At 45.7% G+C, this 26,151-nt stretch carries 19 protein-coding genes, 1 other RNA gene and 1 pseudogene; 17 read left to right on the top strand and 4 right to left on the bottom strand.

Features of this window, described 5'->3' with window-relative positions; genetic code table 11:
- Positions 1-54: 54 nt before the first annotated feature.
- From ABIC22_RS08795 to ABIC22_RS08755, 9 genes are all read left to right on the top strand, one after another.
- Positions 55-1,236 (top strand): phosphoglycerate kinase, encoded by a 1,182-nt coding sequence (locus ABIC22_RS08795; protein ID WP_095293143.1) that lies wholly within the window; start codon positions 55-57, stop codon positions 1,234-1,236.
- A gap of 33 nt (positions 1,237-1,269) precedes the next feature.
- Entirely contained in the window at positions 1,270-2,022 is a 753-nt protein-coding gene (gene tpiA / locus ABIC22_RS08790) for a triose-phosphate isomerase (RefSeq protein ID WP_095293028.1), read from the top strand.
- Positions 2,022-3,566, top strand: a complete 1,545-nt coding sequence (gene gpmI / locus ABIC22_RS08785; RefSeq protein ID WP_110821830.1) for a 2,3-bisphosphoglycerate-independent phosphoglycerate mutase — start codon at positions 2,022-2,024, stop codon at positions 3,564-3,566. Before tpiA ends, gpmI begins: the two co-directional genes overlap by 1 nt.
- 243 nt (positions 3,567-3,809) lie before the next feature.
- Complete coding sequence (eno, locus tag ABIC22_RS08780; protein WP_095293032.1) at positions 3,810-5,096, top strand: phosphopyruvate hydratase; 1,287 nt, start codon at positions 3,810-3,812, stop codon at positions 5,094-5,096.
- Between the two features lie 171 nt (positions 5,097-5,267).
- A complete protein-coding gene (secG, locus tag ABIC22_RS08775) occupies positions 5,268-5,501 on the top strand; it encodes a preprotein translocase subunit SecG (RefSeq protein WP_095293034.1) in 234 nt (77 codons plus the stop codon).
- A 507-nt stretch (positions 5,502-6,008) separates the two neighbouring features.
- Positions 6,009-8,741 (top strand): ribonuclease R, encoded by a 2,733-nt coding sequence (gene rnr / locus ABIC22_RS08770; RefSeq protein WP_354480223.1) that lies wholly within the window; start codon positions 6,009-6,011, stop codon positions 8,739-8,741.
- A 179-nt stretch (positions 8,742-8,920) separates the two neighbouring features.
- Complete coding sequence (smpB, locus tag ABIC22_RS08765; protein WP_095293038.1) at positions 8,921-9,403, top strand: SsrA-binding protein SmpB; 483 nt, start codon at positions 8,921-8,923, stop codon at positions 9,401-9,403.
- Between the two features lie 578 nt (positions 9,404-9,981).
- Positions 9,982-10,345: a transfer-messenger RNA gene (gene ssrA / locus ABIC22_RS08760) on the top strand.
- A 302-nt stretch (positions 10,346-10,647) separates the two neighbouring features.
- Positions 10,648-10,995 (top strand): hypothetical protein, encoded by a 348-nt coding sequence (locus ABIC22_RS08755; RefSeq protein WP_153976500.1) that lies wholly within the window; start codon positions 10,648-10,650, stop codon positions 10,993-10,995.
- 437 nt (positions 10,996-11,432) lie between these two features.
- On the opposite strand, the gene ABIC22_RS08750 is transcribed toward ABIC22_RS08755, so the two are convergent.
- Both ABIC22_RS08750 and ABIC22_RS08745 read right to left on the bottom strand, forming a co-directional pair.
- A complete protein-coding gene (locus tag ABIC22_RS08750) occupies positions 11,433-11,909 on the bottom strand; it encodes a hypothetical protein (protein WP_354480219.1) in 477 nt (158 codons plus the stop codon).
- 127 nt (positions 11,910-12,036) lie between these two features.
- Complete coding sequence (locus ABIC22_RS08745) at positions 12,037-13,446, bottom strand: hypothetical protein (RefSeq protein ID WP_354480216.1); 1,410 nt, start codon at positions 13,444-13,446, stop codon at positions 12,037-12,039.
- Positions 13,447-13,682: 236 nt separating this feature from the next.
- Here ABIC22_RS08745 and ABIC22_RS08740 point away from each other — a divergent pair.
- Positions 13,683-14,035, top strand: a pseudogene (locus ABIC22_RS08740) (transposase); the annotation flags it as partial.
- Positions 14,036-14,333: 298 nt separating this feature from the next.
- Positions 14,334-15,496 (top strand): IS3 family transposase gene (locus ABIC22_RS08735; RefSeq protein WP_483312534.1). Its coding sequence is split into 2 segments (ribosomal slippage): positions 14,334-14,598 and positions 14,598-15,496, totalling 1,164 coding nucleotides; the frame shifts between segments, so codons are not numbered across the junction.
- A gap of 113 nt (positions 15,497-15,609) precedes the next feature.
- On the opposite strand, the gene ABIC22_RS08730 is transcribed toward ABIC22_RS08735, so the two are convergent.
- Positions 15,610-16,038 carry a stress protein gene (locus ABIC22_RS08730; protein WP_354480213.1) on the bottom strand — a complete coding sequence of 143 codons (429 nt, stop codon included), beginning with the start codon at positions 16,036-16,038 and terminating at the stop codon, positions 15,610-15,612.
- A 218-nt stretch (positions 16,039-16,256) separates the two neighbouring features.
- Here ABIC22_RS08730 and ABIC22_RS08725 point away from each other — a divergent pair, with 218 nt between their 5' ends.
- Both ABIC22_RS08725 and ABIC22_RS08720 read left to right on the top strand, forming a co-directional pair.
- Positions 16,257-17,510, top strand: coding sequence for a mechanosensitive ion channel family protein (locus tag ABIC22_RS08725; protein ID WP_354480210.1), 1,254 nt, complete (start codon positions 16,257-16,259; stop codon positions 17,508-17,510).
- A 164-nt stretch (positions 17,511-17,674) separates the two neighbouring features.
- Positions 17,675-18,529, top strand: a complete 855-nt coding sequence (locus ABIC22_RS08720) for an aldo/keto reductase (protein WP_354480207.1) — start codon at positions 17,675-17,677, stop codon at positions 18,527-18,529.
- Between the two features lie 176 nt (positions 18,530-18,705).
- On the opposite strand, the gene ABIC22_RS08715 is transcribed toward ABIC22_RS08720, so the two are convergent.
- The gene (locus ABIC22_RS08715) at positions 18,706-19,857 is read right to left on the bottom strand and encodes a glycosyltransferase family 2 protein (RefSeq protein WP_354480204.1); all 1,152 of its coding nucleotides are present in this window, start codon (positions 19,855-19,857) and stop codon (positions 18,706-18,708) included.
- 400 nt (positions 19,858-20,257) lie between these two features.
- On the opposite strand from ABIC22_RS08715, the gene ABIC22_RS08710 reads away from it, so the two are divergent.
- The 4 genes from ABIC22_RS08710 (at position 20,258) to ABIC22_RS08695 (ending at position 26,127) form a co-directional block, all read left to right on the top strand.
- A complete protein-coding gene (locus ABIC22_RS08710; RefSeq protein ID WP_354480201.1) occupies positions 20,258-21,835 on the top strand; it encodes an extracellular solute-binding protein in 1,578 nt (525 codons plus the stop codon).
- A gap of 72 nt (positions 21,836-21,907) precedes the next feature.
- Positions 21,908-22,834 (top strand): ABC transporter permease, encoded by a 927-nt coding sequence (locus ABIC22_RS08705; protein WP_227779990.1) that lies wholly within the window; start codon positions 21,908-21,910, stop codon positions 22,832-22,834.
- A 30-nt stretch (positions 22,835-22,864) separates the two neighbouring features.
- Positions 22,865-23,749, top strand: a complete 885-nt coding sequence (locus ABIC22_RS08700) for a carbohydrate ABC transporter permease (RefSeq protein WP_095362018.1) — start codon at positions 22,865-22,867, stop codon at positions 23,747-23,749.
- 44 nt (positions 23,750-23,793) lie between these two features.
- Positions 23,794-26,127, top strand: a complete 2,334-nt coding sequence (locus ABIC22_RS08695; protein WP_354480197.1) for a helix-turn-helix domain-containing protein — start codon at positions 23,794-23,796, stop codon at positions 26,125-26,127.
- Positions 26,128-26,151: the final 24 nt, after the last annotated feature.

Below are 26,151 nucleotides of genomic sequence, written 5' to 3'. Positions count from 1 at the left end.
GGAGATTAGGCTCCTGATCGGTCCACCAAATACATGGGTGCGGAGGAAATACAGATGAACAAAAAAAGCGTACGCGATATCGAATTGACAGGAAAACGGGCTTTTGTCCGTGTAGATTTCAATGTGCCGCTCGAAGATGGTAAAATTACAGATGACAAACGTATTCGTGCAACACTGCCAACGATCAACTTCTTGATCGAAAAAGGTGCGAAAGTCATTCTTGCGAGCCACATGGGTCGTCCAAATGGCGAAGTTGTGGAATCCTTGCGTTTGACTCCAGCGGCTGAGCGTTTGTCCGAGCTGCTCGGTAAAAAAGTGGTTAAAGCTGACGATTCCATCGGTGAAACCGTTAAAGCGCAAGTTGCTGAACTGAACAATGGTGACGTATTGTTGCTTGAAAACGTTCGTTTCCATGCAGGCGAAGAGAAAAACGATCCAGAACTGGCAAAACAATTTGCTGAACTGGCTGACGTTTTCGTTAACGATGCTTTCGGAGCGGCTCACAGAGCACATGCTTCAACAGAAGGTATCGCTCACTTGCTGCCAGCAGTATCCGGTCTGTTGATGGAGAAAGAACTTGAAGTGCTCGGCAAAGCCATTTCCAACCCTGAGCGTCCGTTCACTGCAATCATTGGCGGATCCAAAGTTAAGGACAAAATCGATGTAATCGACAACCTGCTTAACATTGCAGACAACGTAATCATCGGTGGAGGATTGTCCTATACATTCATGAAGGCTCAAGGCCACGAAGTAGGCCAATCCCTGTTGGATGAGTCCAAACTGGATGTAGCTCTGGGCTTCATCGAAAAAGCGAAAAAACTGGGTAAAAACTTCTATCTGCCAGTAGATATCGTCATTTCTGATGATTTCAGCGCTAACGCAAATACAAAAGTTGTTGAAGTTGGCGACATTCCTGCAGATTGGGAAGGTATCGACATCGGTCCTAAAACACGTGAGATCTATGCTGACGTTGTTAAAAACTCCAAACTTGTTGTATGGAACGGACCAATGGGCGTATTCGAAATCGAGCCTTTCTCCCACGGTACTCGTGCAGTGGCAGAAGCTTGTGCAACAACGGATGCTTACACAGTAATCGGTGGTGGCGACTCCGCAGCAGCAGCTGAGAAGTTCAAACTGGCTGATAAAATGGACCACATCTCTACAGGTGGCGGTGCATCACTGGAATTCATGGAAGGCAAAGTGCTTCCAGGCGTAGTTGCATTGAACGACAAGTAAGTTTTAAGCTATAGCATGAAGGAGTTGAAAACCATGAGAACACCGATTATCGCAGGTAACTGGAAAATGTTCAAAACGGTTTCCGAATCCAATGACTTCATTCAGGAAGTTAAAGGAAAAGCGGAAGTTGAAGGCGTAGAGACTGTAATCTGTGCACCGTTTACGAATCTGCCTACATTGGTAGAAGCTGTGAAAGGCACAAACATCAAAATTGGTGCTCAAAATCTTCACTTTGAAGACAACGGTGCATTCACTGGTGAAATCAGCGGCGTAATGCTGAAAGATCTGGGCGTGGATTATGTAATTATTGGTCACTCGGAGCGCCGTCAATATTTTGCGGAAACCGATGAGACTGTCAATAAAAAGCTGCATGCAGCATTCCGTCACGGATTGACTCCAATCTTCTGTCTTGGTGAGACACTTGAAGAGCGCGAAGCGAACCAAACAAAAGACGTATGCAAAGTGCAAACGGAAGCTGCTTTTGCAGGTTTGTCTGCAGATCAAGCAGCACAAGTGGTTATCGCTTATGAACCAATCTGGGCGATTGGTACAGGTAAATCCTCCACATCTCAAGATGCGAATGAAGTTATTGCTTACATCCGCAGCCTGGTGAAGGATCTGTACGACGAGAAGGTTGCAAGTGCAGTTCGTATTCAATACGGCGGCAGTGTTAAACCAGAGAACGTAACAGAATACCTCGGACAAAGCGACATCGACGGCGCGCTTGTTGGCGGTGCCAGCTTGCAGCCGGCTTCGTTCATCGCGCTTGTTGAGGGGGCGAAGTAATGACAGCTCCAAAACCTGTAGCACTGATCATCATGGATGGCTTTGGTCTTCGTAACACGGTGGAAGGCAACGCAGTAGCGCAAGCCAAAAAGCCGAACTACGATCGCTTCATGAGCCAATTCCCACACACAACTCTCACTGCATGCGGTGAAGCTGTAGGTTTGCCAGAAGGGCAAATGGGGAACTCCGAGGTAGGTCACCTGAACATTGGTGCCGGCCGGATCGTATACCAGGATTTGACCCGTATCTCCAAATCGATTCGTGACGGAGAGTTCTTCGACAACGAAACACTTGTCAAAGCTGTGCGCGAAGCGAAACAAAACGGTAAAAAGCTTCACCTTTACGGATTGTTGTCTGATGGCGGCGTACATAGTCACATCGACCACTTGTTTGCCATGCTGGATCTGGCCAAAAAAGAAGAAATGAATGACGTTTATATTCATGCCTTCCTGGATGGCCGTGACGTTATGCCGGATAGCGGTAAAGACTTCATGAAGAAGCTGATCGCCAAAATTGAGGAAGTCGGTGTAGGACAAATCGCAACGGTTCAAGGTCGCTACTACGCGATGGACCGTGACAAACGTTGGGAACGTGTTGAGAAATCATATCGTGCCATCGTTTATGGTGATGGACCAAAATACAACGATCCACTCAGAGCGGTTGAAGAATCGTATGAGAAGTCCGTATTTGACGAATTCGTTGAGCCAACGGTTATCGTTAAAGCGGATGGTGAGCCGGTAGGTTTGGTAGAAAGCGGCGATTCCGTAATCTTCCTGAACTTCCGTCCTGACCGTGCGATTCAGCTGTCGCAAGTATTCACGAACAAGGATTTCCGTGGTTTCGACCGTGGTCCGAAATTCCCAGAAGGCTTGCACTTTGTCTGCCTGACGTTGTTCAGTGAAACGGTTGAAGGTTATGTGGCTTACTCGCCTAAAAACCTCGACAATACACTGGGTGAAGTTCTGGTTCAGAACAACAAGAAACAGCTGCGTATTGCTGAAACCGAGAAATACCCGCACGTTACCTTCTTCTTCAGCGGTGGACGTGATGTTGAGCTTCCAGGTGAAACTCGCGTGCTGATCAACTCGCCAAAAGTTGCAACGTATGATCTGCAACCGGAGATGAGCGCTTACGAAGTAGCTGATGCATGTGTTCGCGAGATTGAAGCGGATAAACATGATGCGATCATTCTGAACTTCGCCAACCCGGATATGGTTGGACACTCCGGCATGCTGGAGCCTACCATTAAGGCGGTTGAAGTGACTGATGAGTGCATGGGACGTGTTGTTGATGCAGTGCTTGCCAAAGGCGGCGTTGTACTCATCACTGCTGACCATGGTAACGCGGATATGGTATTCGATGAGCAAGGACGTCCGTTCACTGCTCATACAACGAACCCGGTTCCATTTATCGTAACTGATGCTAACGTAACCTTGCGTGAAGGTGGAATCCTGGCCGATATCGCGCCAACGATTCTGGACCTGATGCAATTGCCTAAACCGGAAGAAATGACAGGTACTTCTGTCATCGCTACCCGTAAGTAAGTTACACAGCCACATATACAAAGTGGGAAGTTTGGAGTTTGCCCCCGAACGAAGGAAGCAGAAATGGTCTGAAGAAACGAAGTGTTCGCCTTTATCACATGATTTCAACTTATTAAAAATAAGTTCAAAGAAATCAGGGGATAACAGCGATCGGAAGACGATTCTGCTGACGTAGTGGTCATAAGGGCAAGCACAAGTAGTCCCAAATTTAAATAAATTCAAATTAAAAGGAGATTATCACTCATGACTATTATTTCTGACGTGTACGCTCGCGAAGTCCTCGACTCCCGCGGTAACCCTACAGTTGAAGTTGAAGTATACCTGGAGTCCGGCGCAATCGGACGCGCAATCGTTCCATCTGGTGCATCCACTGGTGCCCACGAAGCAGTTGAGCTTCGCGATGGTGACAAATCCCGCTACCTGGGTAAAGGCGTTCTGCAAGCTGTTAAGAACGTAAACGAAACAATCGCTCCAGAAGTAATCGGTATGGACGCTTTGGATCAACTGGGTATCGATAAAATGATGATCGCTTTGGATGGTACGCCAAACAAAGGTAAACTGGGTGCTAACGCAATCCTGGCTGTATCCATGGCTGTAGCTCGCGCAGCTGCTGACGCTCTGGACCTGCCACTGTATGTTTACCTGGGCGGATTCAACGCTAAAGCACTGCCAGTACCAATGATGAACATCATCAACGGTGGTGAGCATGCTGACAACAACATCGACGTTCAAGAGTTCATGGTTCTTCCTGTTGGAGCACCAACATTCAAAGAAGCTCTTCGCGTAGGCGCAGAAATCTTCCACAACCTGAAATCTGTACTGAGCTCCAAAGGACTGAACACAGCTGTGGGTGACGAAGGTGGTTTCGCACCGAACCTTGGTTCGAACGAAGAAGCAATCACTACAATCATCGAAGCGATTGAAAAAGCTGGATACAAACCAGGTGTTGACGTATTCTTGGGTATGGACGTAGCTTCCACTGAGTTCTACAAAGATGGTAAGTACACACTTGCTGGCGAAGGTAAATCTTACACTTCCGCTGAGTATGTTGACCTTCTGGCTTCATGGGTTGAGAAATACCCAATCATCACAATCGAAGACGGTATGTCCGAAGACGACTGGGATGGCTGGAAATTGCTCACTGAAAAACTGGGAGACAAAGTACAACTCGTTGGTGACGACTTGTTCGTAACGAACACGGAGCGTCTGGAAAAAGGTATCAACGAAGGTATTGGTAACTCCATCCTGATCAAAGTTAACCAAATCGGTACGCTGACTGAAACATTCGATGCAATCGAAATGGCTAAACGTGCAGGATACACAGCTGTAATCTCCCACCGTTCCGGTGAGTCCGAAGACAGCACAATCGCTGACATCGCAGTTGCAACAAATGCAGGACAAATCAAAACAGGTGCACCTTCCCGTACAGACCGTATCGCGAAGTACAACCAATTGCTCCGCATCGAGGATCAACTGGGCGAACTGGCTCAATACAATGGTCTTAAAGGATTCTACAACCTTAAAAAATAAGCTGTATTCACAGCTTCTAGGGCAAGCCGGGTAACCGGCTTGTCTTTTTCTTTTCTTCCCAACATAGACAGTATCATGGATAAGGTTGTAGATTGGGAATAGCTGTGGTACAATTAAAGTAACTGTTTTTATGGTGAGATGTTATGCCCACATGGGTAGGAGGTGGAAAGAATGGATATTGCTTTGAAATTGCTGCTCGTTGTTTTCTCGATCGGTCTAATCACTGTAGTATTGCTGCAGCACGGGAAAAGCGCTGGTTTGGCGGGTGCCATCTCCGGTGGTGCGGAACATCTTTTCGGTAAAACGAAAGCGCGCGGATTGGATCTTTTCCTGCAACGTGCAACCGTTGTACTGGGTGCAGGATTTATGATCTTGGCTATCATTGTTACAGTCATTTCCAAGTAAGGAAGGCTGTATTGATCGGTAGATCAAGCATATATGAATGAACGACCTAAGATGATGAACCTTCGTTTCGAGAAGAAACGGAGGTTTTTTAATACATTGGCGCATGTCCAAAGTTTACCAACTAATTTTTTCTACCCATGTAATCTTCGGTTCCCCACTTCCATTTCGTTTTCCTTCCCGTTACTTAGCCCAATTGCGTACTTAGTGGTTCAATACGAACGACTTTGCTCCATACATTTCATCTTTATTTCATCTTTGAACGTCGTTCTTTAAGGAATTTGTTATCCTAAAATCCAATGAAAACGTGTACTCATGATGTGAAGTGCTGCATTCAGCTAAGGTTTGGATTATTTTGCGGGGTACGGATGCGGTGGATTGAATTCGTGTATACTAGGGTATGAGATAGTGAGGGCATGTGTTACGTGGCAAGAAAATTGCAAAATTTCCGATACATAAAGACAGGATACAAACCAGATTACACTTTTACGTTTCCCGAGGTGAATATTAATGATAACAGAACAACAATTGCTCGACTTCATGCGGGAAACCGCTTATAAACCGATGACCTATCAGGAGCTGGAACAGCACTTCGAGATTGAAGATGCAGCTGATTTCAAAGCCTTTTTGATCATGCTGAATACACTGGAGGAATCCGGCAAGATTCTGCTTACCCGTAACAACAGGTACGGCATGCCTGAACGCATGAACCTGGTTCGCGGAAGGCTGCAGGCACATGCGAAGGGATTTGCTTTTCTCATCCCTGAGGATAAAGAGCATCCGGATGTCTACATCCATGCCAATGATATGAAGAGCGCGATGAACGGGGACACGGTCCTTGTTAAAGTGACGTCTCAGGGTCCATCCAACGGACGTTTGGAAGGCGAGATCGTACGCATTGTTACACGTGCTATTACCCAAGTGGTTGGTGTATTCCAAAACCATGAGGTATACGGCTTCGTCATTCCGGATGATAAGCGGATTAACCGTGATATTTTCATTCCGCGTACGAATTCTGCCGGGGCTGTAGATGGACAAAAAGTCGTTGCCAAAATCGTGAGCTACCCGGAAGGTCGCGCTGCCGCAGAAGGCGAAATTATTGAGATTCTTGGACATAAGGATGATCCAGGCATTGATATATTGTCCGTCATTCGCAAGCATCAGCTGCCGGAAGCTTTCCCGGATGAAGTGGTGGAAGAAGCAGAACAAGCTCCGGAATCCATTACGGATGAAGAGATCGTGCAGCAGGGCCGCCGTGACTTGCGTGGATTAAACATCGTAACCATCGATGGCGAAGACGCCAAGGATCTGGACGATGCTGTCAATGTGGAGAAGCTGCCGAACGGGAACTACCGTTTAGGTGTTCATATTGCGGATGTCGGCTACTATGTACGCGAGAACTCCAAACTGGATCAGGAAGCATACAACCGCGGATGCAGCGTGTACTTGGTAGACCGTGTTATTCCGATGCTGCCGCATCGTCTCTCGAACGGGATCTGTAGCTTGAATCCACAGGTGGATCGCCTTACGCTGTCCTGTGAAATGGAGTTCAACGACCAGATGAAGGTTGTGAAACACGACATCTTCACGAGTGTGATCAAGACCAAAGAGCGTATGACGTATGCCAACGTTCGCAAAATTCTTGAAGGCGAAGAGCCGGAATTGCTGGAGCGTTACAAGGATCTGGTGGATGACTTCCATCTGATGAAAGAAATTGCCCTCAAGCTTCGCGCGATGCGTATGCGCCGAGGTGCGGTTGACTTTGATTTTGAAGAATCCAAAATCATTGTGAATGAAGAAGGTAAACCGGTCGATATCGTCAAACGTGAGCGTTCGATTGCAGAGCAAATCATTGAAGAATTCATGCTGGCGGCCAATGAGACCGTGGCAGAGCACTTCCACTGGTTGAAGGTTCCGTTTATCTATCGTGTGCATGAAGATCCCGATCAGGAGAAATTGCAAAACTTCCTCGCTTTTGCAGCGAACTTCGGACACCATGTAAAAGGACGCGGTAACGCGATTCACCCTCGTGCACTTCAGTCCCTGCTTGAGGATATCAATGGAACGAAGGAACAGACGGTGATCAGTACGATGATGCTGCGTTCCATGAAGCAGGCGAAGTATGATGCGGAGATGTCAGGACACTTTGGCCTCGCGGCTGAGTTCTATAGTCACTTCACATCACCAATTCGTCGTTACCCCGATCTGGTTATTCACCGTGTCATTCGGGAAGTGATTGAGAACAAGGGTGCGCTGCCTGAGAATCGTCAGGAATACCTGGCGTCACGCATGTCCGACATTGCGCAGCAATCGTCTGAGCGTGAACGTGTGGCGGTTGAAGCGGAGCGAGATACAGAGAAAATGAAGAAAGCCGAGTACATGCTCGATAAGGTCGGGGAAGAATTCGAAGGCATGATCAGCAGTGTAACCAGCTTCGGCATGTTCATTGAACTCGAGAATACGGTAGAAGGCTTGATCCGACTGAGTGCACTGACGGACGACTATTACCATTTTGATGATCAGCATATGGCTCTCATTGGTGAGCGAACCTCGAAAGTGTTCCGTATCGGAGATGAGGTGAAGATTCGTGTTGCTCGCGTGAGCATGGAAGAGTACACGATTGACTTTGAAATGGTGGATATGAAGCCACGCAGTGAACGGCCAGGCGGTTTTGGTGGCGGCAACCGAGGCGGCAGAGGTGGACGTCCTGCTGGCGGTGGTGGCCGGAGTGGCGCCAAAGGCGGTTCTGGTGGATTCAGTGGCTCACGTGGAGGCAAAGGCGGTGGCAGTCGCGGTGGAAGAGCACCGGAAGAGAGCAGCAAGGGTGGACGTGGCAGCTTCAGTGGAAAAGGTGGCGGTAAACCGAAAGGTGAACGTCGCACGGGAGATGCCAGTGCACCAGCTGCTGCTCGCGGCAAAGGTACAGGAGCGGTTAGCTTTGGTTTTGGTTCGGGTAAAGGTGGATACAGCTCCGCGCCGTCCAGTCAGGACAGCGGCACTGGCGGCCAAGGAACTGATCTGAACAGCGGTAAAGGCCGTGGCGAAGGCAGCTTCAAATCCGGCAAGGGCGGCGGAAAAGGTGGCGGTGGACGCAAAAAGACGTCACCTAGCGGTATCTTTATCGGCGAAGCAGCTACACCTGGAGGTACACAGGAAGGCGGAGCTCCGCGCCGTAAACGGAAAAAGAACAAAGGTGCTTCCGCTAATGGAACAGCCGCTTTTGTACGGAAGAAGAAAAAGTAATATTCGTTTCGTACAGCATGAAATGTGTGTAATGAGAAGGGGCGGCATATGCTGCCTCTTTCTTGATTTTAACAGCGGTCCTTGCTACAATTAAGGTCTGGCTAGGGTACCTGGGCATCATCGGGTGCGCGGCTATAGAGCATTGGTACCGGCTTATTTTACGGAGAAGGAGTGAGGACATGGGCAAGAATGATGGACAGAGTAAAGTGCTTGCACAGAATAAAAAGGCTTCCCATGACTACTTCATTGAAGATACGTATGAAGCGGGCATGGTGCTTACCGGAACGGAGATCAAATCTCTTCGTAACGGCCGTGCGAATATTGGAGATGCGTTTGCCACCATTCGTAACGGTGAAATTCACATTCATAATATGCATATTAGTCCTTTTGAACAAGGGAACCGACATAATCCGCTTGATCCGACGCGTACACGCAAGCTTCTGCTGCACAAGTCTCAGATTAACAAGCTGCTTGGATTGTCGAAGCAGGAAGGGTACAGTATTGTGCCGCTGAAGATCTATGTACGTAATGGATATGCGAAATTGCTGCTTGGCCTGGGTAAAGGTAAGAAGCAGTATGATAAACGTGAGTCTGCTGCGAAGCGGGATGCACAGCGCGATATTCAACGGGCACTGCGTGAGAAGCAGAAGATCGCTCGCTGATCGAATTGCTTCAGCTTCGCAGGATGCGTCATAAGTTAACTTTAAATGCGAAGTAAATGAGGATCTCAAGTTTGGCCTAGGATTGGGCAAAGCTTGGGATTTTTATTTTAAGTGAAAGTCGCTGTTTGAACATTTGGGGAGAGCCTTGAGAAAGTAAACCTTCAAGCACAGAATGCATAAGATAGAGTTAGGTGTGAAGTTGCTGAGCTAAAGGATTCAGCTGATGTATTAAATGTAGCTGCTGTCTGCGTAGTCTGTGCAAATAGTGGGTAAAATAAAGGAGATACAAATGTTCGCGACCTCAATCTGGTAAACTTTACTTCGTCCCAGGGACGCGGTATAATATGTAGACGATTGAGCCTCAGATGGTGCATTGGTTAATCTTGCACAGATGCTCAGCCTGCTGGTATGACTTCCAGTAATCTGTACTATATCTGCATTCGGTCCTGTGATATGATTATTCATGTAGCAGACAGGAATGCCGAGTTTGAAAGAGCATCTTTTTACCTTGGAGGAAAAAGATGTGCAGCACCTTTGCTCCGTATTCACGGATTAATCCTGGAGCCCTTCTTATATGAGGGGGCGTTTATGGATTCGACGGGGATAGTTCGAGCATGGGTAGCGGGTAGTGGGGACGCGTCCGCTTCATCAACGCTAAAGCCTATTAAACGGCAAACAACAAAACAACTACGCTTTCGCAGCTTAATAACCTGTGAGCGTGCTCTCGCTCTGTATCGCCCATGTACCGGGATGAGGGCTCAACTTTAGTGGGATACGCTGTCACATCTCCGCCTGGGGTGTGCTGAAGAAGACAATCAGGCTGACCCAACGTATAGCCGGTTACGGGGCGATACTCGGGTGACATCAAAACTGTGACTACACCCGTAGAAGCTTATGTGTCGTTATCTTCGGACAGGGGTTCGACTCCCCTCGCCTCCATTTTCTAAGTACGTGAAGGCCACCAACCAGATCATCTGGTTGGTGGTTTTTTAGTTGTGATATAAAGTTAAAGGCGTATAGGAAATACAGGAATTTAGACAAGTGGAGCATCTGAAGGATGTTCCACTACTTTCATTACTCCTTGTTTGGACTAGCCCAAACAGAAATGAGATTCTTATCTGTTGTTTATACTAGAACAAATTCAACGAGAACTTTTAGACCAAACCTTACATTTGGTAATGATTTAGGCTCGGTAATGATACTAGCACTTACTCAATAAACGTGGAATACAGGAGAGTTATAAAGTGAAACTCAATAAGACAATTATTATCTCATCAATATTGTCGGCTGTAGTATTAAGCATATCAGGAATTTCGTTAGCTCAGACCTCTGACATATCTTTAAAAGGTGTACAGGAGGTTAGGCAAATAGAAGCGCCTTATGACATAAAGGCATATGATGCGACTACAGAATCTGAAATAATAACTCTTCATGACAAGGATAGATTAAAGTTGCTAGGAATGAAGCTAAGCACTCCCCTATTTGCTGCCAAAATAAGCGAAGAAGAAGCGATAATAATTGCTTCAGCTAAAAGTCTAAAGTTTGGGTTTTTGCTAAACAACCTGTATACATTGTCACATTTTTTGATATAAAAGGTACGGGGCACGCAATGAAAGGGAAGGAAGCTCCGACGTATAGCCAGTTTAATGTAGTCATTGACGCTAATTCTGGTAAATCACTATTGTCATTCACTTATAGGTAATGAAAACCCCACTATATTCCTGGTGGGATTTTCTACGTTGAAGTTTAATCAAAAGCATATCTTATCTTTAGAATCTAATGAATTTATCTTTTGGGCTAGCCTCAACTGAAACTGAAGCCAAAAGCTATTGACTGAGCTTAAATACAACCAGCAGCGGAATCTTGTCCAGAAACAAAATGTCTTTTGGGGAATTCCTAGAGCACCGGCTGGCTTCCCCTCCAGCGATCGAATCCACCACTCCTTTAGCTCGTATAAAACATTTGTCTGGTCTTTATTCATAGCTTTGAGGTTACTCTGCTATATAAATTGAACGGTAAGCGTCAAAATCTACATATGCCTTAGTATTGAATCTAAACTTGGCCGTGATACAAAATACAAATAAGTTGAATCGGTTGTTTGTATATAAGCCGCACCGTTCCATTTTTCATCTATAGGAAAAAGGATAGATTTGAATTCTATGCTTTCGGATTTGCCATCTCCGTTATTGATCTGTATCGAGATCGGTTTATTATAGAAATATTCTACTGCAGATTTTCTCATCTCATTGACTTCTTCTTCTGATAATGGAGCATTTCCTCCTGACATCATATCTCCTTTTTCAAATACAATTAAACGAAGGATCTGATCGAAGAATTGCGGATCCTCTACTTTTGTAACCTGGCTTTGTTCTTCATTATAGTAAAGATTAATTTTGTCTGGAGTCCACTTCTCCTGTTCACTATTTGGCATTAAATACCATCCAAGAATGAAACCTACAGCAATTGCAATGAGCAGCATAATGGATATTTTTATATTCATTTTCATACATTAATTCACCTCTCTCCCACTTAGATTAACGAACCGGTCACGATAAATGTTTCAAGCCAAAAGCCGGGAATAATATCCCCGGCCCTTTTAGTATATTCGACAATGAAAACAAAAGAACAGAATATTATGGTTTTGCTGTGTAAGAAAGAGAGAAATCTTTGGAGACTGGGGTGGTTGTGTATGTCTCGGCGTTCCATACATCAAATTTCAATTGTAGATTGCCGGTTGTACTTTTTGAGGATCCATTTCCCTCATAATTAAGCACGACATGATAAGTAAAGTAATGACCGTTATCAGTTTGCCCGCTATGATCGGTACACTCCTCTAACTTATATTTACTAGTGAGCTTTTCGCCTGCCGCGGAAACAGGACTACCTGATAAGTTCACACCTGTACTACCAAGTCTCACATCTCCTACCACAGACGTTGCGGTGTTAATATATCCAATGACATCATTAATTGTGCTTCCATAAGGAACTTTGCTTATTGTTTTCTTGATAAGGTTAGCAGAGATATTATCGCCGGTTTTTTTCAAGCCGCTTGTAGTATCATAAACTCTTCCTTGTTGGAACGTCCTGATCATGGTTGAATAATCGCCTGATCCAAACGCAATTTTTACATTCTTATATTCAAAAACGTTATTGCCGTAATAGGTGTAGTTGCCGACTTTTGTATGCTCAGCAATTTTAAATTGAGCAATCCATGTCGAGTCTGATGAGCTTACATTTACGTGTTTGTAGCTAAGATAAGGCAACGAGTAGCATTGTGTATAATCGGATCCTACGTAAAATGAAGTGTAATAAGTGGTAGGGTTAGTCCAGGTAGAAAACTCGTTTAACGCCGTTGGGGAGATACTGGTATTGGTATTACCTGAAACCTCAGCAATCGACGTTTCGCTTGTAGGTATCTCCTTAACAGATAAAGGCTCTGCCAATCCACTAAACCAGAACATTTCCTTTTTGTTATCTTCAACTTCAGCAAAAGACTTCGCTTCCAATGTGTTCAATGTTTCAGGTACATCCATCTCGAAAATAAGGATATTATTATTGCTGTCGAGCAAATACAGCTTCAAATGCGGCTTTCCATTCAGGTCGTGATTAATCAAAAGATTATCATTTTGGGTATCATTGAAGATTTCGAACAGCAATACTTTAAAATTGCCCGTTGCATCCGTTAAATCTCCTACGATACTGTTCATGTCATTTTGAATTTTATAACTCGCATGCAACGGTCCGGACAACGAAATAGCGGTTTCACCAACATTCGCATTAAATGAAACACTTTCATCCTTTAACGTGAAATCCCCGAGCTTCAAATCAAGTTTATGTAAAGATTTTTGGCTCATAAGCGATTTTCTATTTTCTTTTCTACCCACCAACGTTTCATTAAAACCTTCAACCGTCAGTGAAATCCCTTGGTCCTCAATAACTGTGTTTAAAATTTTGGGCGTGTTATCAGCAGCAAACACGCTCGCTTGAAACAGTGATCCAGCGAGAACGGCGACAGCTAGCAATGAAATTTTGAATCTTTTCATATTTTTTTACCCACCTCATCCGTTGAATTAGATATTGTGTGAATATTGCTACAATATTCACAAAGTGCTTAAACAAAAGAAATACATTCATGATCTTACGACAAGATTCTAAAGATTTAGTTTGGTTAAACAGGAAACTGAAGTGCGATAACATCAACTCCTTTCATTTACGGTAGACAGTGAAAAAAGAGTACATGTTACAATGAACTCAATCACTGCCGGAGGGGATTTTTGTTATGCCAGCGAAGAAGGGTCAAACATTTAATCGATATAGTGAAGAAACGAAGAAAGAAGCGGTTCGTTTGCGATTGGAGGAAGGCTGGCCGTACAGCCGAATTATGGAGAAGTTCGGAATCAAGAGTGAAAGTCAAATCATCACATGGGTCCGTAAAAACCAAAACGGAGATGGTTTTGAGGATTACCGGGGACGGTGGACAAAGGAGCATTTTAGTAGTGCTGAAGAAGAAAATGCATATCTGAAAGCGCAGGTAGAATATCTAAAAAAGCTCAATCCAAACTTACACGGGGAGGGAAGCTGGATTTCGAAGCCCGGTGCCAGTTCATTAAAGAAATAAGCAAATGGGCCCCCACCGCTTCCAAAACAAACTTGGCGACCTTTCCCCAATTGAATTCCGGGGAAAAAGTCGCCGCTTAAATGGAAGTTCTCTTTTTTTAATATCTACTTGACGGGGCTATGAACAGATCAATCTTTTTTATTTAATTGTTAAGTACCATATGGGGGGCGATGCCCCTCGCCTCCATTAGAGTGAGACAACAAGAAAGCCATCAGCCAGAGATTCTGGTTGGTATTATCCCCTTTTAGTAGACATGAGAAAAAAGACATCTATTAAGATGAACTTAATCATGTAAACGAAGGGGATTTTTTCATGGCTAAAAAAGGGCAAACATTCCGGCGGTACTCTTTGGATTTGAAATTGGAGGCAGTCCGGCTGGTCAACGAAGAACATATGAGTATACGTGAAGTAGCGACACGTTTAGATATTCAAAATAAATCTCAGGTACAAGTGTGGGCAGCCAAAGCGAAACAAGGAATGAGTCTAGAACCTGCTACACCCAAACGGGGACGCCTTAGAACCAAGTTTTCCAGTATGGAAGAAGAGATAGCGTACTTGCGGGCGGAGATTGAATACTTAAAAAAGCAGTATCCAAATCTACACAAGGAGTGACGAGTAAAGCGGCCAGATTTCAAATCATTGAGGACCTACGGGCACACCACGGTCTGGTTCGGCTCTTGAAGTTAGCTGCGGTTTCCCGCTCGGGTTATTACAAGTGGAGAAAAAGCATAGCAGCGGCAAAAGAGCGTAGACACAAAGAACATGAACTAGAATCCCATTTGCTTGCCATCCATCGCGTGCATCCTTACTTTGGCTATCTTCGAATGAGCGTTGCTTTACGACGGGAAGGTCTTCGGGTCAACCACAAAAAGGTGTACCGATTAATGAAACAATTAGGCATCTGTTCTGTCATTCGAAAAAAGCGTCGATTCTTTGGAAAACAAGTCTCTGTGGTGAACCCGAACCGGCTGGAGCGTCAGTTTCGGGCGGATACACCACGAACGAAGCTGGTTACCGACATTACCTATATTCGTGCTGGAGAACAATTTGTGTATCTCTCTGTTATTCAGGATTTATACAATAACGAAATTGTAGCGTGGCATCTTTCTGAACGAAATGACCTTGCATTGGTTCATGAAACGCTGGATAGACTCCGTCAGCACGTGGATCTGAGTGGCGTAATCCTACACTCGGATCAAGGATTTCAATATACTTCGAAGCCCTATTACCGTAAACTAAACCAGCTCGGCATGCTAGGCAGTCATTCCAGGCGTGGAAATTGCTTAGATAATACTTGTATTGAATCTTTTTTCTCTCATTTGAAGACGGAGAAAATTTATTTGAATAAGGCAGCAAACAAAGCAGAGGTTGAGCAGCAAGTGAATGAATACATACTGTTTTACAACCAAAACCGATTTCAGAAAAAACTAAACGACCGTTCCCCGGTTGAATACCGGGAAACGGCCGCAGCTTAAATCTTGTCTTTTTTTGTACTGTCTACTTGACAGGGTTATGACCAGGTTGGTGGCTTTTCGGTTTATATGAAGCGTAAGCTGATGATCTGATTATTGATGAGCTATCTACTTCCTCATAAATCCTTGATAACCTCTACATATCGATCAAACTCCGTTTGACTCATTTGATTACTCATCTGCAAAAGGATATTATCTTGGGCATAGGCATGCGAATTAGGCATTAGCGTTGATTTTCCAGTTTCCTCGTAAAAATCCTTCAGTTTCTCAAGATCCGTTTTATTCTCAAACAAAAATAGATAACCACCCTCACCTTCACCCAAGGCCGGAACTAGAAAGGGTTGCTCGTCTATAAGCCCTAGGTTAGCCAATACATGATCTTCACTGAAAGGCTCCGTCGGAGCTTCAATTTCAAGTCCGGCCTCTCGGAACTTGGTGACAATATCATCAAGAGTAATTGCAGACTCACTCTCACTCGAAGAGCAGGCAGCCGTTATGCTTAGAATTAGGCCCAATAAGAAAACCAAACCAATATATTTCCTCAAATCAATCACCCTCCAGTAAAAATATGAAGTAAGTATATTCTACCATAATTGGATTTTATTATTTAAAAAATGCACTGTATATGTCTATAGTTACTCTGGATTCTTAATTCCAACAAACTAGCATACCGTTTATAACGTGCCTCTTATCTTGAATTTTGCTTCGTACCAGAGAGTCATTTATAATGAAAAGCTAAACTAGACTGCGTTAGGAGGAAACAATGGATTTTATCAAAAAACAACTAGACGGAACGGGCATGAGTGAACAAACCATTGGCATTCTTTCAAACATCATCATGGTTATTTTTATAGCGGTGGTCTCCATCCTGGCAAATTATATTGCCAAAAAAATCGTGCTGAAGACGATTCATCATATCGTCAATAACAATCGGTACAAATGGGGCCATATCTTTGTGGAGAAAAAGCTGTTCCACAAGCTGTCGCATCTCGTACCGGCCATTATTATCTATTATTCTGCTTATGTCTTTCCATCCTATCAGGCCCTGATTGAGAAGGCTGCAATGACCTACATGATTGTCATCATGATTACGGTTTTCAATGCCTTACTTAATGTGTTTGATGACATATATCGTTCCTATGAAGTCTCCAAGATCAGGCCGATCAAAGGGTACATCCAGGTCGCCAAGATTATTCTTTTTATCATCGGGGGCATTATCGTCATTTCGAGCCTTATCGGTCAGAATCCGTTGATTATTCTCAGTGGCCTTGGTGCGTTATCAGCGGTGCTGATGCTGGTCTTCAAGGACTCCATCTTGGGCCTCGTGGCAGGCGTTCAATTGTCATCGAATGACATGGTGCGTGTTGGCGACTGGATTGAGATGCCGAAGTATAATGCTGACGGGGATGTCATTGACATTACACTCAATACAGTTAAGGTAAGAAATTTTGATAAAACGATCACGATGATTCCGAGTTATGCCCTGATATCGGACTCGTTCAGAAACTGGCGAGGCATGCAGGTATCCGGCGGCAGAAGGATTAAGCGAAGCGTCTATATTGATACAAGCAGTATCACCTTTTGCACCGAAGACATGATTGAGGAATTCCGGAAGATCCACTATCTTACCGACTATATCGCTACGCGAATCAGTGAAATTAACGAGTACAATATGGAGCATCAGATTAATACGGAGAGCAAAGTAAACGGCAGACAGCTCACGAATGTGGGGGTATTCCGGGAATACATCCATCAGTATCTGAAAAATCATCCGAAGATTCATCAGGATATGACGTTGATCGTGAGACAGCTAGCACCAGGAGACAACGGACTGCCACTCGAGATCTATGCATTCAGCAATGATATCACCTGGGGAGTGTATGAATCGGTGCAGGCCGATATCTTTGACCACATCTTTGCTGTGGCACCGACGTTTGGTCTTCGTGCTTTCCAAAACCCAACGGGTCACGATATCGTTCAGCTTAAGGAAAGCCCGCAATTTTCACGTGGCTACTAAAATAGGAATACCAAAGGATACTGAGTTCAGCTCATGTGCTTAAGGAAGGCCTGTACCGTCTGGAAGAATTGATTCAATCGTGCATGGAGGGGTAGAATAAACGAGAGGGACTAACTAATTTTCCAATCGTTTTGTATACCTTTTTAGCAAAGGAGAGTCTTCAGATGAATCATCAAATTCCGGAATATACGTTGAATGATGGCTTGAAAGTACCGGCAATCGGGTTTGGTACCTATAGCTTAAAAGGTGCAGAAGGCGTTAAATCCATCGTATCTGCGCTGGATGTGGGCTACCGATTAATTGATACGGCCTATAACTATGAGAACGAGGCGACAGTCGGAAAGGCCATCAAGCAGAGCTCTGTTGCGAGAGAAGAACTGCTGATCTCTTCCAAACTGCCTGGGCGTTATCACGATTATAATAAGGCTCTCGTTGCCATCGAGGAATCGTTATACAGGGCAGACCTGGATTACTATGACCTATATCTCATTCACTGGCCGAATCCGAAGCAGGATAAGTATGTTGAAGCCTGGCAGGCACTCATTGAGGCGAAGAAACGTGGATATATCCGCTCCATCGGAGTTAGCAACTTCCTGCCTGAACATAATGAGCGTCTGATTAAGGAGACTGGGGTAGCCCCAAGTCTGAACCAGATCGAGCTGCATCCGTTTTTTGACCAAGCTGAGCAGCGGAGAAAGGATTCGGAGCATGGTATTGTGAATGAGTCCTGGAGTCCTATTGGCCGCGGTAATGATGCCGTGCAGGATGTGGTGAAGGATGAGAAGATCCTCCGCATAGCAGAAGCTCATGGCAAAACGGGAACACAGGTCATTTTGCGCTGGCATACCCAGCTGGGTTCCATTCCAATTCCGAAAGCAGGCTCCCTTCAACACCAGAAGGAAAACATCGATATCTTCGATTTTGAGCTGAGCGAGCAGGAGATGGAAGTGATCTCGTCGTTCAATCGTCAAGATGGACGGTTATGGGGACAGGACCCGAGCGACTACGAAGAATTTTAAAGTAAATAACGAACCGTACTATTCACCATAGGGGTAAGAAGAACGAGTATGTAGGAAACGACGCCTCCCATCTGCAGAGATGTAGATAGGAGGCTTTTTGTTGTGTTTTTATTTGAAAAGAAGAATTTGAATTTTCAACTCATCAGTACGTTTAAGCTTCTAACGTGAGTCTTAACCTACTCCACCAATTTTTCAGACCTTTGCACCATATCCCGTAAAACACGAGCTACTCTGCTTTTCCTGCCTGCTGCTCTTCGCTGTATTTTAGCTAACGATTTTTTGTATGCCTCTGCATCAGATTGGAGTAAGAACTGTTTGGCTGCAATTCGTAGTGTCCTTTTTAACAATCGTGCGGAAGAACGTGTTGTTCTGGACCGGAACCCTCTGCGCAAGATCCTCAGTGTATTTTTGTAGGTTTCGAGGTCAGCGGATGGAGGCACAACGCAAAATAAATTCAGTGCGGAATCATTGAAGCCATAGGTTTCCAACATGATTCGCAGATTCTCCGTATTGAGCACATCCCCCCGGAAGTGGGTTGGGTGTTCCTGATGATAGCCTACGACCTCTTTGATGCAATAGAAAGGCACTTTCAAACGGTGCAGCCTGTAGCCCAAATCCCAGTCTTCAAGCCCATAAAGTACATACCTTTCGTTAAAACCCCCTACTCGATTCAACAGACTACGCCGGACGGATACACACCGAGTAACAAATACCATCCAGGGAGCTACATCTGTGCTTGCAAATTGTTTAATGACACCTGGCGGCATTTTGGATGGGAAAACCACTCGTGACAAAGCATCTGTATGATGAATGATATCTGCGGGTGTTACCAACGGGATAATTTCATTCACAGCTTCTAGTTCGGGACGCCATGAGTTTGATGCTGTGAGGACGCCATGACAATGTTCTTTCTCTTCTGGGGAAAAGTCCGGATAGTAGTGGGTATATGAACCATCGAAAGAATGCGGAAAGCCAGAAACCACGGCTCTGGGATTTTTACGATGATACTGCCGCACGGTTCGAATAAACTCGGGTAGTGCCAGAAAGTCAGCATCGCAAAAGATAACGTACAACCCTTTGGCATGCTGGAGCCCCAAATTACGGATCGCAGATCTGCCGCGCTGTTCTGTTTGGGATACATAGGTCAACGAATATGAAGCACGATAAGCTTCAACCAGTTCTTTCGTTCCATCCGTTGAACCATCATCAGCGACGATAACTTCAAAAAGATGTTTTGGGTAGGTCTGCGCCTCAAAAGCCGCCAGTGTAAGCGGTAACTGATGGGCCCGGTTATAGGTTGCAATAATGATACTGTAGCGGATCGCCATGCTAATTTCCCCCTTAAGTTAGTTGATGTTTTTTATGGATAGCCGAACAGGTCAAAGAATTGATATTAGTGTATTCCTGGATTCTGGCGGGGACTGGTCAAACACCCTAAGGTTTCGGAAACAGGCTTGGTCGATGGCAGTATTAATCTAGATGCTTCAACCTAGACGGATTAAAGGAGATAATCAGCTTTCATTTGGATCGGACAGTTCATTCCTCGAATATGATCTTGATCTTTTGCCTGCATGTGCAAATCCTGCGCCGGATAAGGGAATATCAAATTTTGGATATCTCGGCAAGAATGGAGGATAGCCATAATAGCGGTCAGGCAGTACCTTTATGAAGAGAGCTCCACATCAAGGGTCAGACATCTTACACGAACACATGGGGGGACGTGAAGCGATGAAACGGTCATGGAGAAAGCGGCTGACGATTGGAATCTGCCTGATGATGGGAATCACTATCCTTGCAGGCTGCACAGGAGACAATGGAAACGCGGGTGGGGCAGAGGGAGATGGCCCTACGCCAATATCGATCTGGATGTCGATGAACACGAATGCTTCCATTACGCTCAAGAGTATGAATGAAATCACGGCGATTAAGGAATGGGAGAAGAAGACCAACACCAAAATCGAATTCCAGCATCCTGCGGTGGGTGCCGAGACCGAACAGTTCAATGTCATGATTGCCTCGAATCAGCTGCCTGATGCCATGTTTGTCAATGGAGATTACGCCAAGCTGTTCAATGATGGTACCATCATTCGTCTTAACGAGCTCATTGATGAATACGCTCCCAATTTGAAAAAGATTTTTGATGAGAATCCCGAAGTCGCTAAACAGTTAAAAGCAGACAACGGCGATATCTATGCCATTCCGCATCTGCGTCTGGGGGAATATAAAACCTTCGGCGGCACATTCATCCGTCAGGATTGGCTTGATGAGCTGAAACTTGAGAAACCGGAAACGCTGAGTGAATGGGAAACCGTACTTAAAGCGTTCAAAGAGAAAAAAGGCGTGTCCGCGCCCCTGTTGTTTGGTGCACCGCCTAAAATGACAACGATGGGACCCGCAGCACCGACCTATCTGGAGGCCTACGGGATAACCAACAATATATTTATGAAAGATGGCAAAGTGGTCTACGGACCAATCGAGCCGGAATACAAGGAATTCCTGACGATGTTCCATCGCTGGTATCAGGAAGGGCTGATCGATCCCGATTTTGCCACCAATGACCAAAAAACATTTGACGCCAAAATTTTGAGTGGTCAGGCAGGTGCCTTTTTCACCTTCATCGGTGGAGGTGTAGGCCGCTACCTGCCCGCTCTGCAGGAAACCGACCCGAACGCCAATCTGACAGCTGTCCAATATCCGGTGCAGAATAAGGGCGATGAACCGATGTTTACCGGACGTTCCTGGGAGTGGAGCAGTAGCGGCGTCGTGATCACCAATAGCAATAAACATCCGGAGGAAACAGTCAAAGCGCTTGATTACTTCTTCAGTGAAGAAGGGCATATGCTGAAAAATTTCGGTGTGGAAGGCCTCACATATACGATGAAGGACGGTTACCCGACCTATACCGATGAGATTTTGAAAAATCCGGATGGATTGTCGGTTGCCCAAGCGATGGCGAAACATTTTATTGCGAACTATCCCTTCGTGGGTGAAGATGACGACCGGTACAATGAGCAGTATTATCAGCTCCAGCAGCAGAAGGATGCCGCCATTCTCTTCTCCAAATACAGCGAGAATACACTGAAGGTGGGCCTTCCTCCAACCAGTCTGACAACAGAAGAGTCCACGGAATACAGCAAGATCATGAGCGATATTGGAACGTACCGGGATGAAATGTTCGTCAAGTTTGTGATCGGGGTCGAGCCGATTGAGAACTTTGACAAGTACGTCGACCAGATCAACAAGTTTAACGTCGACCGGGCCATTGAAATTCAGCAGGCTGCGCTGGACCGCTATAACGCCAGATAACGAAGAAGCTGTCCGTGGGGAAGCCCACTTTTTACCTCACGGATGCTCTCCTTCGAATTGATAAGGAAGGGGATGGAAAAGGTGTCGCACAAGCTTTCCTTGTTATGGCTTAATTACAAAAAGAATAAAGCGATCTATTGGATGGCTCTTCCCGTTGTTTTGTATTTTCTCATCTTCAAATATCTGCCGATGTATGGAGCGATCATTGCATTCAAGGATTATTCGGTGGGCAAAGGCATATGGGGCAGTGATTGGGTGGGACTACAGCACTTCCGGGACTTCTTTCAGAGTTACTATTTCTGGCGGATTTTGAAAAACACCCTGGTGCTGAGCTTCTATCAACTGTTGTTTGGATTCCCAGCACCGATTCTTCTTGCCCTTCTTCTCAATGAGCTTCGCAACGAAATATTTAAGCGTACCGTGCAGACCGTCTCCTACATTCCACACTTTATTTCCATCGTGGTCATCTGCGGCATGATTGTGGATTTCTCATCCCGGGATGGACTGTTTAACACCATTATTGAATACTTTGGCGGCCAGAGCAGTGCGCTTCTCAGTGATCCGGCCAATTTCCGTACCATGTATACCGCTTCATCCATCTGGCAGGAGCTTGGCTTCTCCAGCATCATTTATCTGGCTGCACTTAGTGGAATCAATCCCGAGCTGTATGATGCTGCGAATGTGGACGGGGCAAGTCGCCTTCGCCAAGTCTGGCATATTACGTTGCCCGGCATCATTCCGATGATTTTGATTCTGCTGATTCTCCGTATTGGCGGATTGATGGAGATCGGTTTCGAAAAAATCATTCTGCTATACAACCCGAACGTATATGACACGGCGGATGTCATCTCGACATTTGTGTACCGTAAAGGGATTAGCGAAAGTGCCGAATTCAGCTATACAACCGCGGTAGGCTTATTCCAATCCGTCATTAACTTTACACTGCTCATTGGTGCCAATCGCCTGTCCAAGGCGATATCCAATACCAAGCTATTCTAGTCAGGAATGAGGTGAAGGAGGGGAGTTCAGATGAGAATAAAACGATCACTCGGGGAGCGGCTGTTTGGTGGTGCCAACGCCATTCTGATGACGGGCCTGATTATTGTTACCTTGTATCCGCTGCTGCATGTACTGAACGCATCATTCAGTGATTCCGGTCAGCTAATGGCCCACAGAGGTCTGCTGCTCTTTCCGAAAGGACTGACACTGGAGAGCTATAAGCTAGTTCTCAGTAACCCGAACATTCTGTCCGGGTACCGAAACACCATATTCATCGTCGTGGTGGGTACGGCACTGAATCTGCTGTTCACCATTCTGGGAGCGTATACCTTGTCTCGCAAAAGCTTCATGCTTCGCAACCCGATCATGCTGGCGATCGTGTTTACGATGTTTTTTAACGGGGGAATCATTCCGTCCTATCTGTTGATCAACAACACGCTTCATATGGGAAACAGCCTGTGGGCTCTGATTATACCTGGGCTGATCAGCAGTTATAATCTCATTATTATGCGTACTTCGTTTCAGGAAATCTCAGAAAGCCTGCTGGAATCGGCCCGCATGGACGGTGCGGGAGAGATGTTGATCCTCTGGCGGATCGTAGTACCGTTGTCCATGCCGGTGATCGCAGTGATGATTCTCTTTTATGGAGTGAGCCATTGGAATTCTTGGTTCGGCGCTATCTTGTACATCCGGGATCGAAATCTGTTTCCGCTTCAGCTGGTACTGCGCGAAATCCTTATCCAAAATAGTACGGACTCCATGACGACAGGGGCATCAGCCGTGGACAAAGAGGCAATCGGGGAAAGTGTAAAATATGCAACGGTAATGGTTGCCACGCTTCCGATTTTGTTTATCTATCCTTTTCTGCAGAAATACTTTGTCAAAGGTGTTATGATCGGAGCAATCAAGGAATAAATCAGTCGTAGGCCATGCCAAACCACCATGTGAGGAGGAGACTCATGAAGAGGAAAAGCATCCTGTTGTCCTGGAGCATTTCTTACATGGTCATACTGCTCATCCCGATTGTGATCGGTGCAGCTGTATTTGCCGAGTCCCGCATCTTGCTTGAGGAAGAAGTGAATCGCTCCAACATGGTGCTGCTCTCCCAGGTACAGGAGACGATCGATAACCAGATCGGGGATATTGGCAGCATCAGCAATCAACTCATGGCCGACTCTCAGTTAACGAGCTTCATTAATCATGCGTCTGAACAGGATGGCCGGTGGCGGTTAATGGGACTGGAGCTCATCAAAAATCTGAAGTCAACACGCGTCGGAAACGGCCTAATTAGCGAATTATATATTTATATCAAGGACGCCGATGTAGCCTTGTCCTCTTCTTCACTTATTCAGAAGACCTATCTGTATGACATGTTCTACAAAGGCACGGATGTATCCGAGGAGGCGTGGACCGGACTTATGCACGATACCGACACCAGCAGGTTCAGGAAAATGGCGGTTCGGAGTGAAGATCGGCGCATTGAAGATACACTTGTCTACCTGCAACCATTCCCCATCCAGAGTGCTGCTGACAGTCCTGCAACCTTCGTGGTCAATCTGGACCCGAATCGATTCCAACAGGCGATTGATAATGTCCGCTTGGAAAAAGAGAGCACGGTATTCATCCTGGATGATGAGGGGAACACGTTGTTTTCCACAGGAGGTTTTGAAACCCCTTTCAAAATAAATGGAGATCTGAATTTCGGGCAAGATTCGAGAGTCAGAACCGAGACGATCGATTGGAACGGTGAATCCGTCACCATGTCCCAGATCTCTTCCAAGGTCCAGGATTGGAATTATATATCGATTATACCTACCCGGATCTATGCCAAGAAACTAACGGTCATTCGCAATATTACGATTGGAGGCGTGGCAGCTGGACTTCTGCTGGGCGGGGTAGCGGCCTGGTGGTTCACCAGGAGGAACTATCGTCCGCTGGGACGGATCATGAACATTATCTCCGATAAGGTCAAATGGAAACTGGAGCAGCCGGACGATGAATATGGCATTCTGCAATCCGTGCTGGTCCGTGCCTGGGAAGAGCAGGATCAATTCGCGAGCAGGCTCAAGGACCAGCAAAATGTTGTACGGAGCAATTTGCTTGCCAAGCTGATGAAGGGCAGAGTTCAGGCAGGTGATGAGTTTGCCTCAACGCTGGAACGGCTTGGTATTCACTTCGAGACTCCATCGTTTGCCGTATTGCTCCTTCACATTGAGAATGTGGATGGGTTGTTCCGGACCAAAGTACGCGAGCAGGACCAGGAGGAGAAAGAACAATTTGTGCAGCTCATTCTGACCAATGTGCTGGAGGAAATGATAGGCCCTATTGGCCAGGTGTTTTCGGCAGATATTGATGGACGGATCGCATTTCTCATCAACATTCGGGCAGATGAGGAGAATACCGGATACCGGCTGATCAGCGCCATTGAGGAGGCCCAGCGTTTTATCGGATCACGGTTTTGCGTGTACTTTTCGGTGGGGGTAAGCGATGTTCATCATGGCATTGCAGCGATTGGAGACAGTTTTCGGGAATCGGAAGAGGCACTGGAATATCGGCTGATATTGGGGATCGGACAAATCATTGACCAAAACCGGATTCGCAGGCCGAAGGAGGAATTATATTATCCTCTCGATCTGGAGAGACAGCTCATTAATTATATCGCGACAGGCAATTATGCCCGTTCAACCGAAGTGATGAACGAAATTCTCATGACCAATTTTACAGGAGAGCCCTTGTCTGTTGAATTGGCACGCTGCCTGATGTTTGAGTTAATCGGTACCATTCTGAAAGCCACGGAACAGATCAAGTCAGATGACCAGAACGAGATGACGCATCGTAATGATCTGATTCGGCAATTGTTTGCATGCGAGACGTTTGAGGAGATTGAAGCCGAGCTGCTGCGAATCCTGGAGACCGTCTGTCAGATGGTGAATGAACGCAAGCGCTCCCGCAACGAAGAGCTGAAAGATCAGCTGATTGAATTCATTGTAGAGAACTATGCAGACGTCAATCTGGGTTTAACCCATTTGTCGGAACGCTTTCGCTTCCATCCAACCTATGTCTCCAAGTACTTTAAGGAGCAGACTGGAATCAACGTGATTGATTACATCAACCAATATCGCATTGAACAATCCAAGAAAATTCTACAGGCAGAGGAAGGGACCATTCAGGACGTATCCGAGCGTGTAGGATTTCTCAACAGCAATTCGTTCATTCGTGTCTTCAAAAAGTATGAGGGCATTACGCCTGGCCAATATAAGCAAAATAGCAGACTTGTCCAACATGAAGGATGAAGAAAAAAGATTCATAGAGGAGGA

It is taken from the genome of Paenibacillus sp. PvP094 (genome assembly GCF_040546835.1).
Taxonomy (GTDB): domain Bacteria; phylum Bacillota; class Bacilli; order Paenibacillales; family Paenibacillaceae; genus Paenibacillus; species Paenibacillus illinoisensis.
This window is presented reverse-complemented; position numbering and strand designations above follow the sequence as displayed.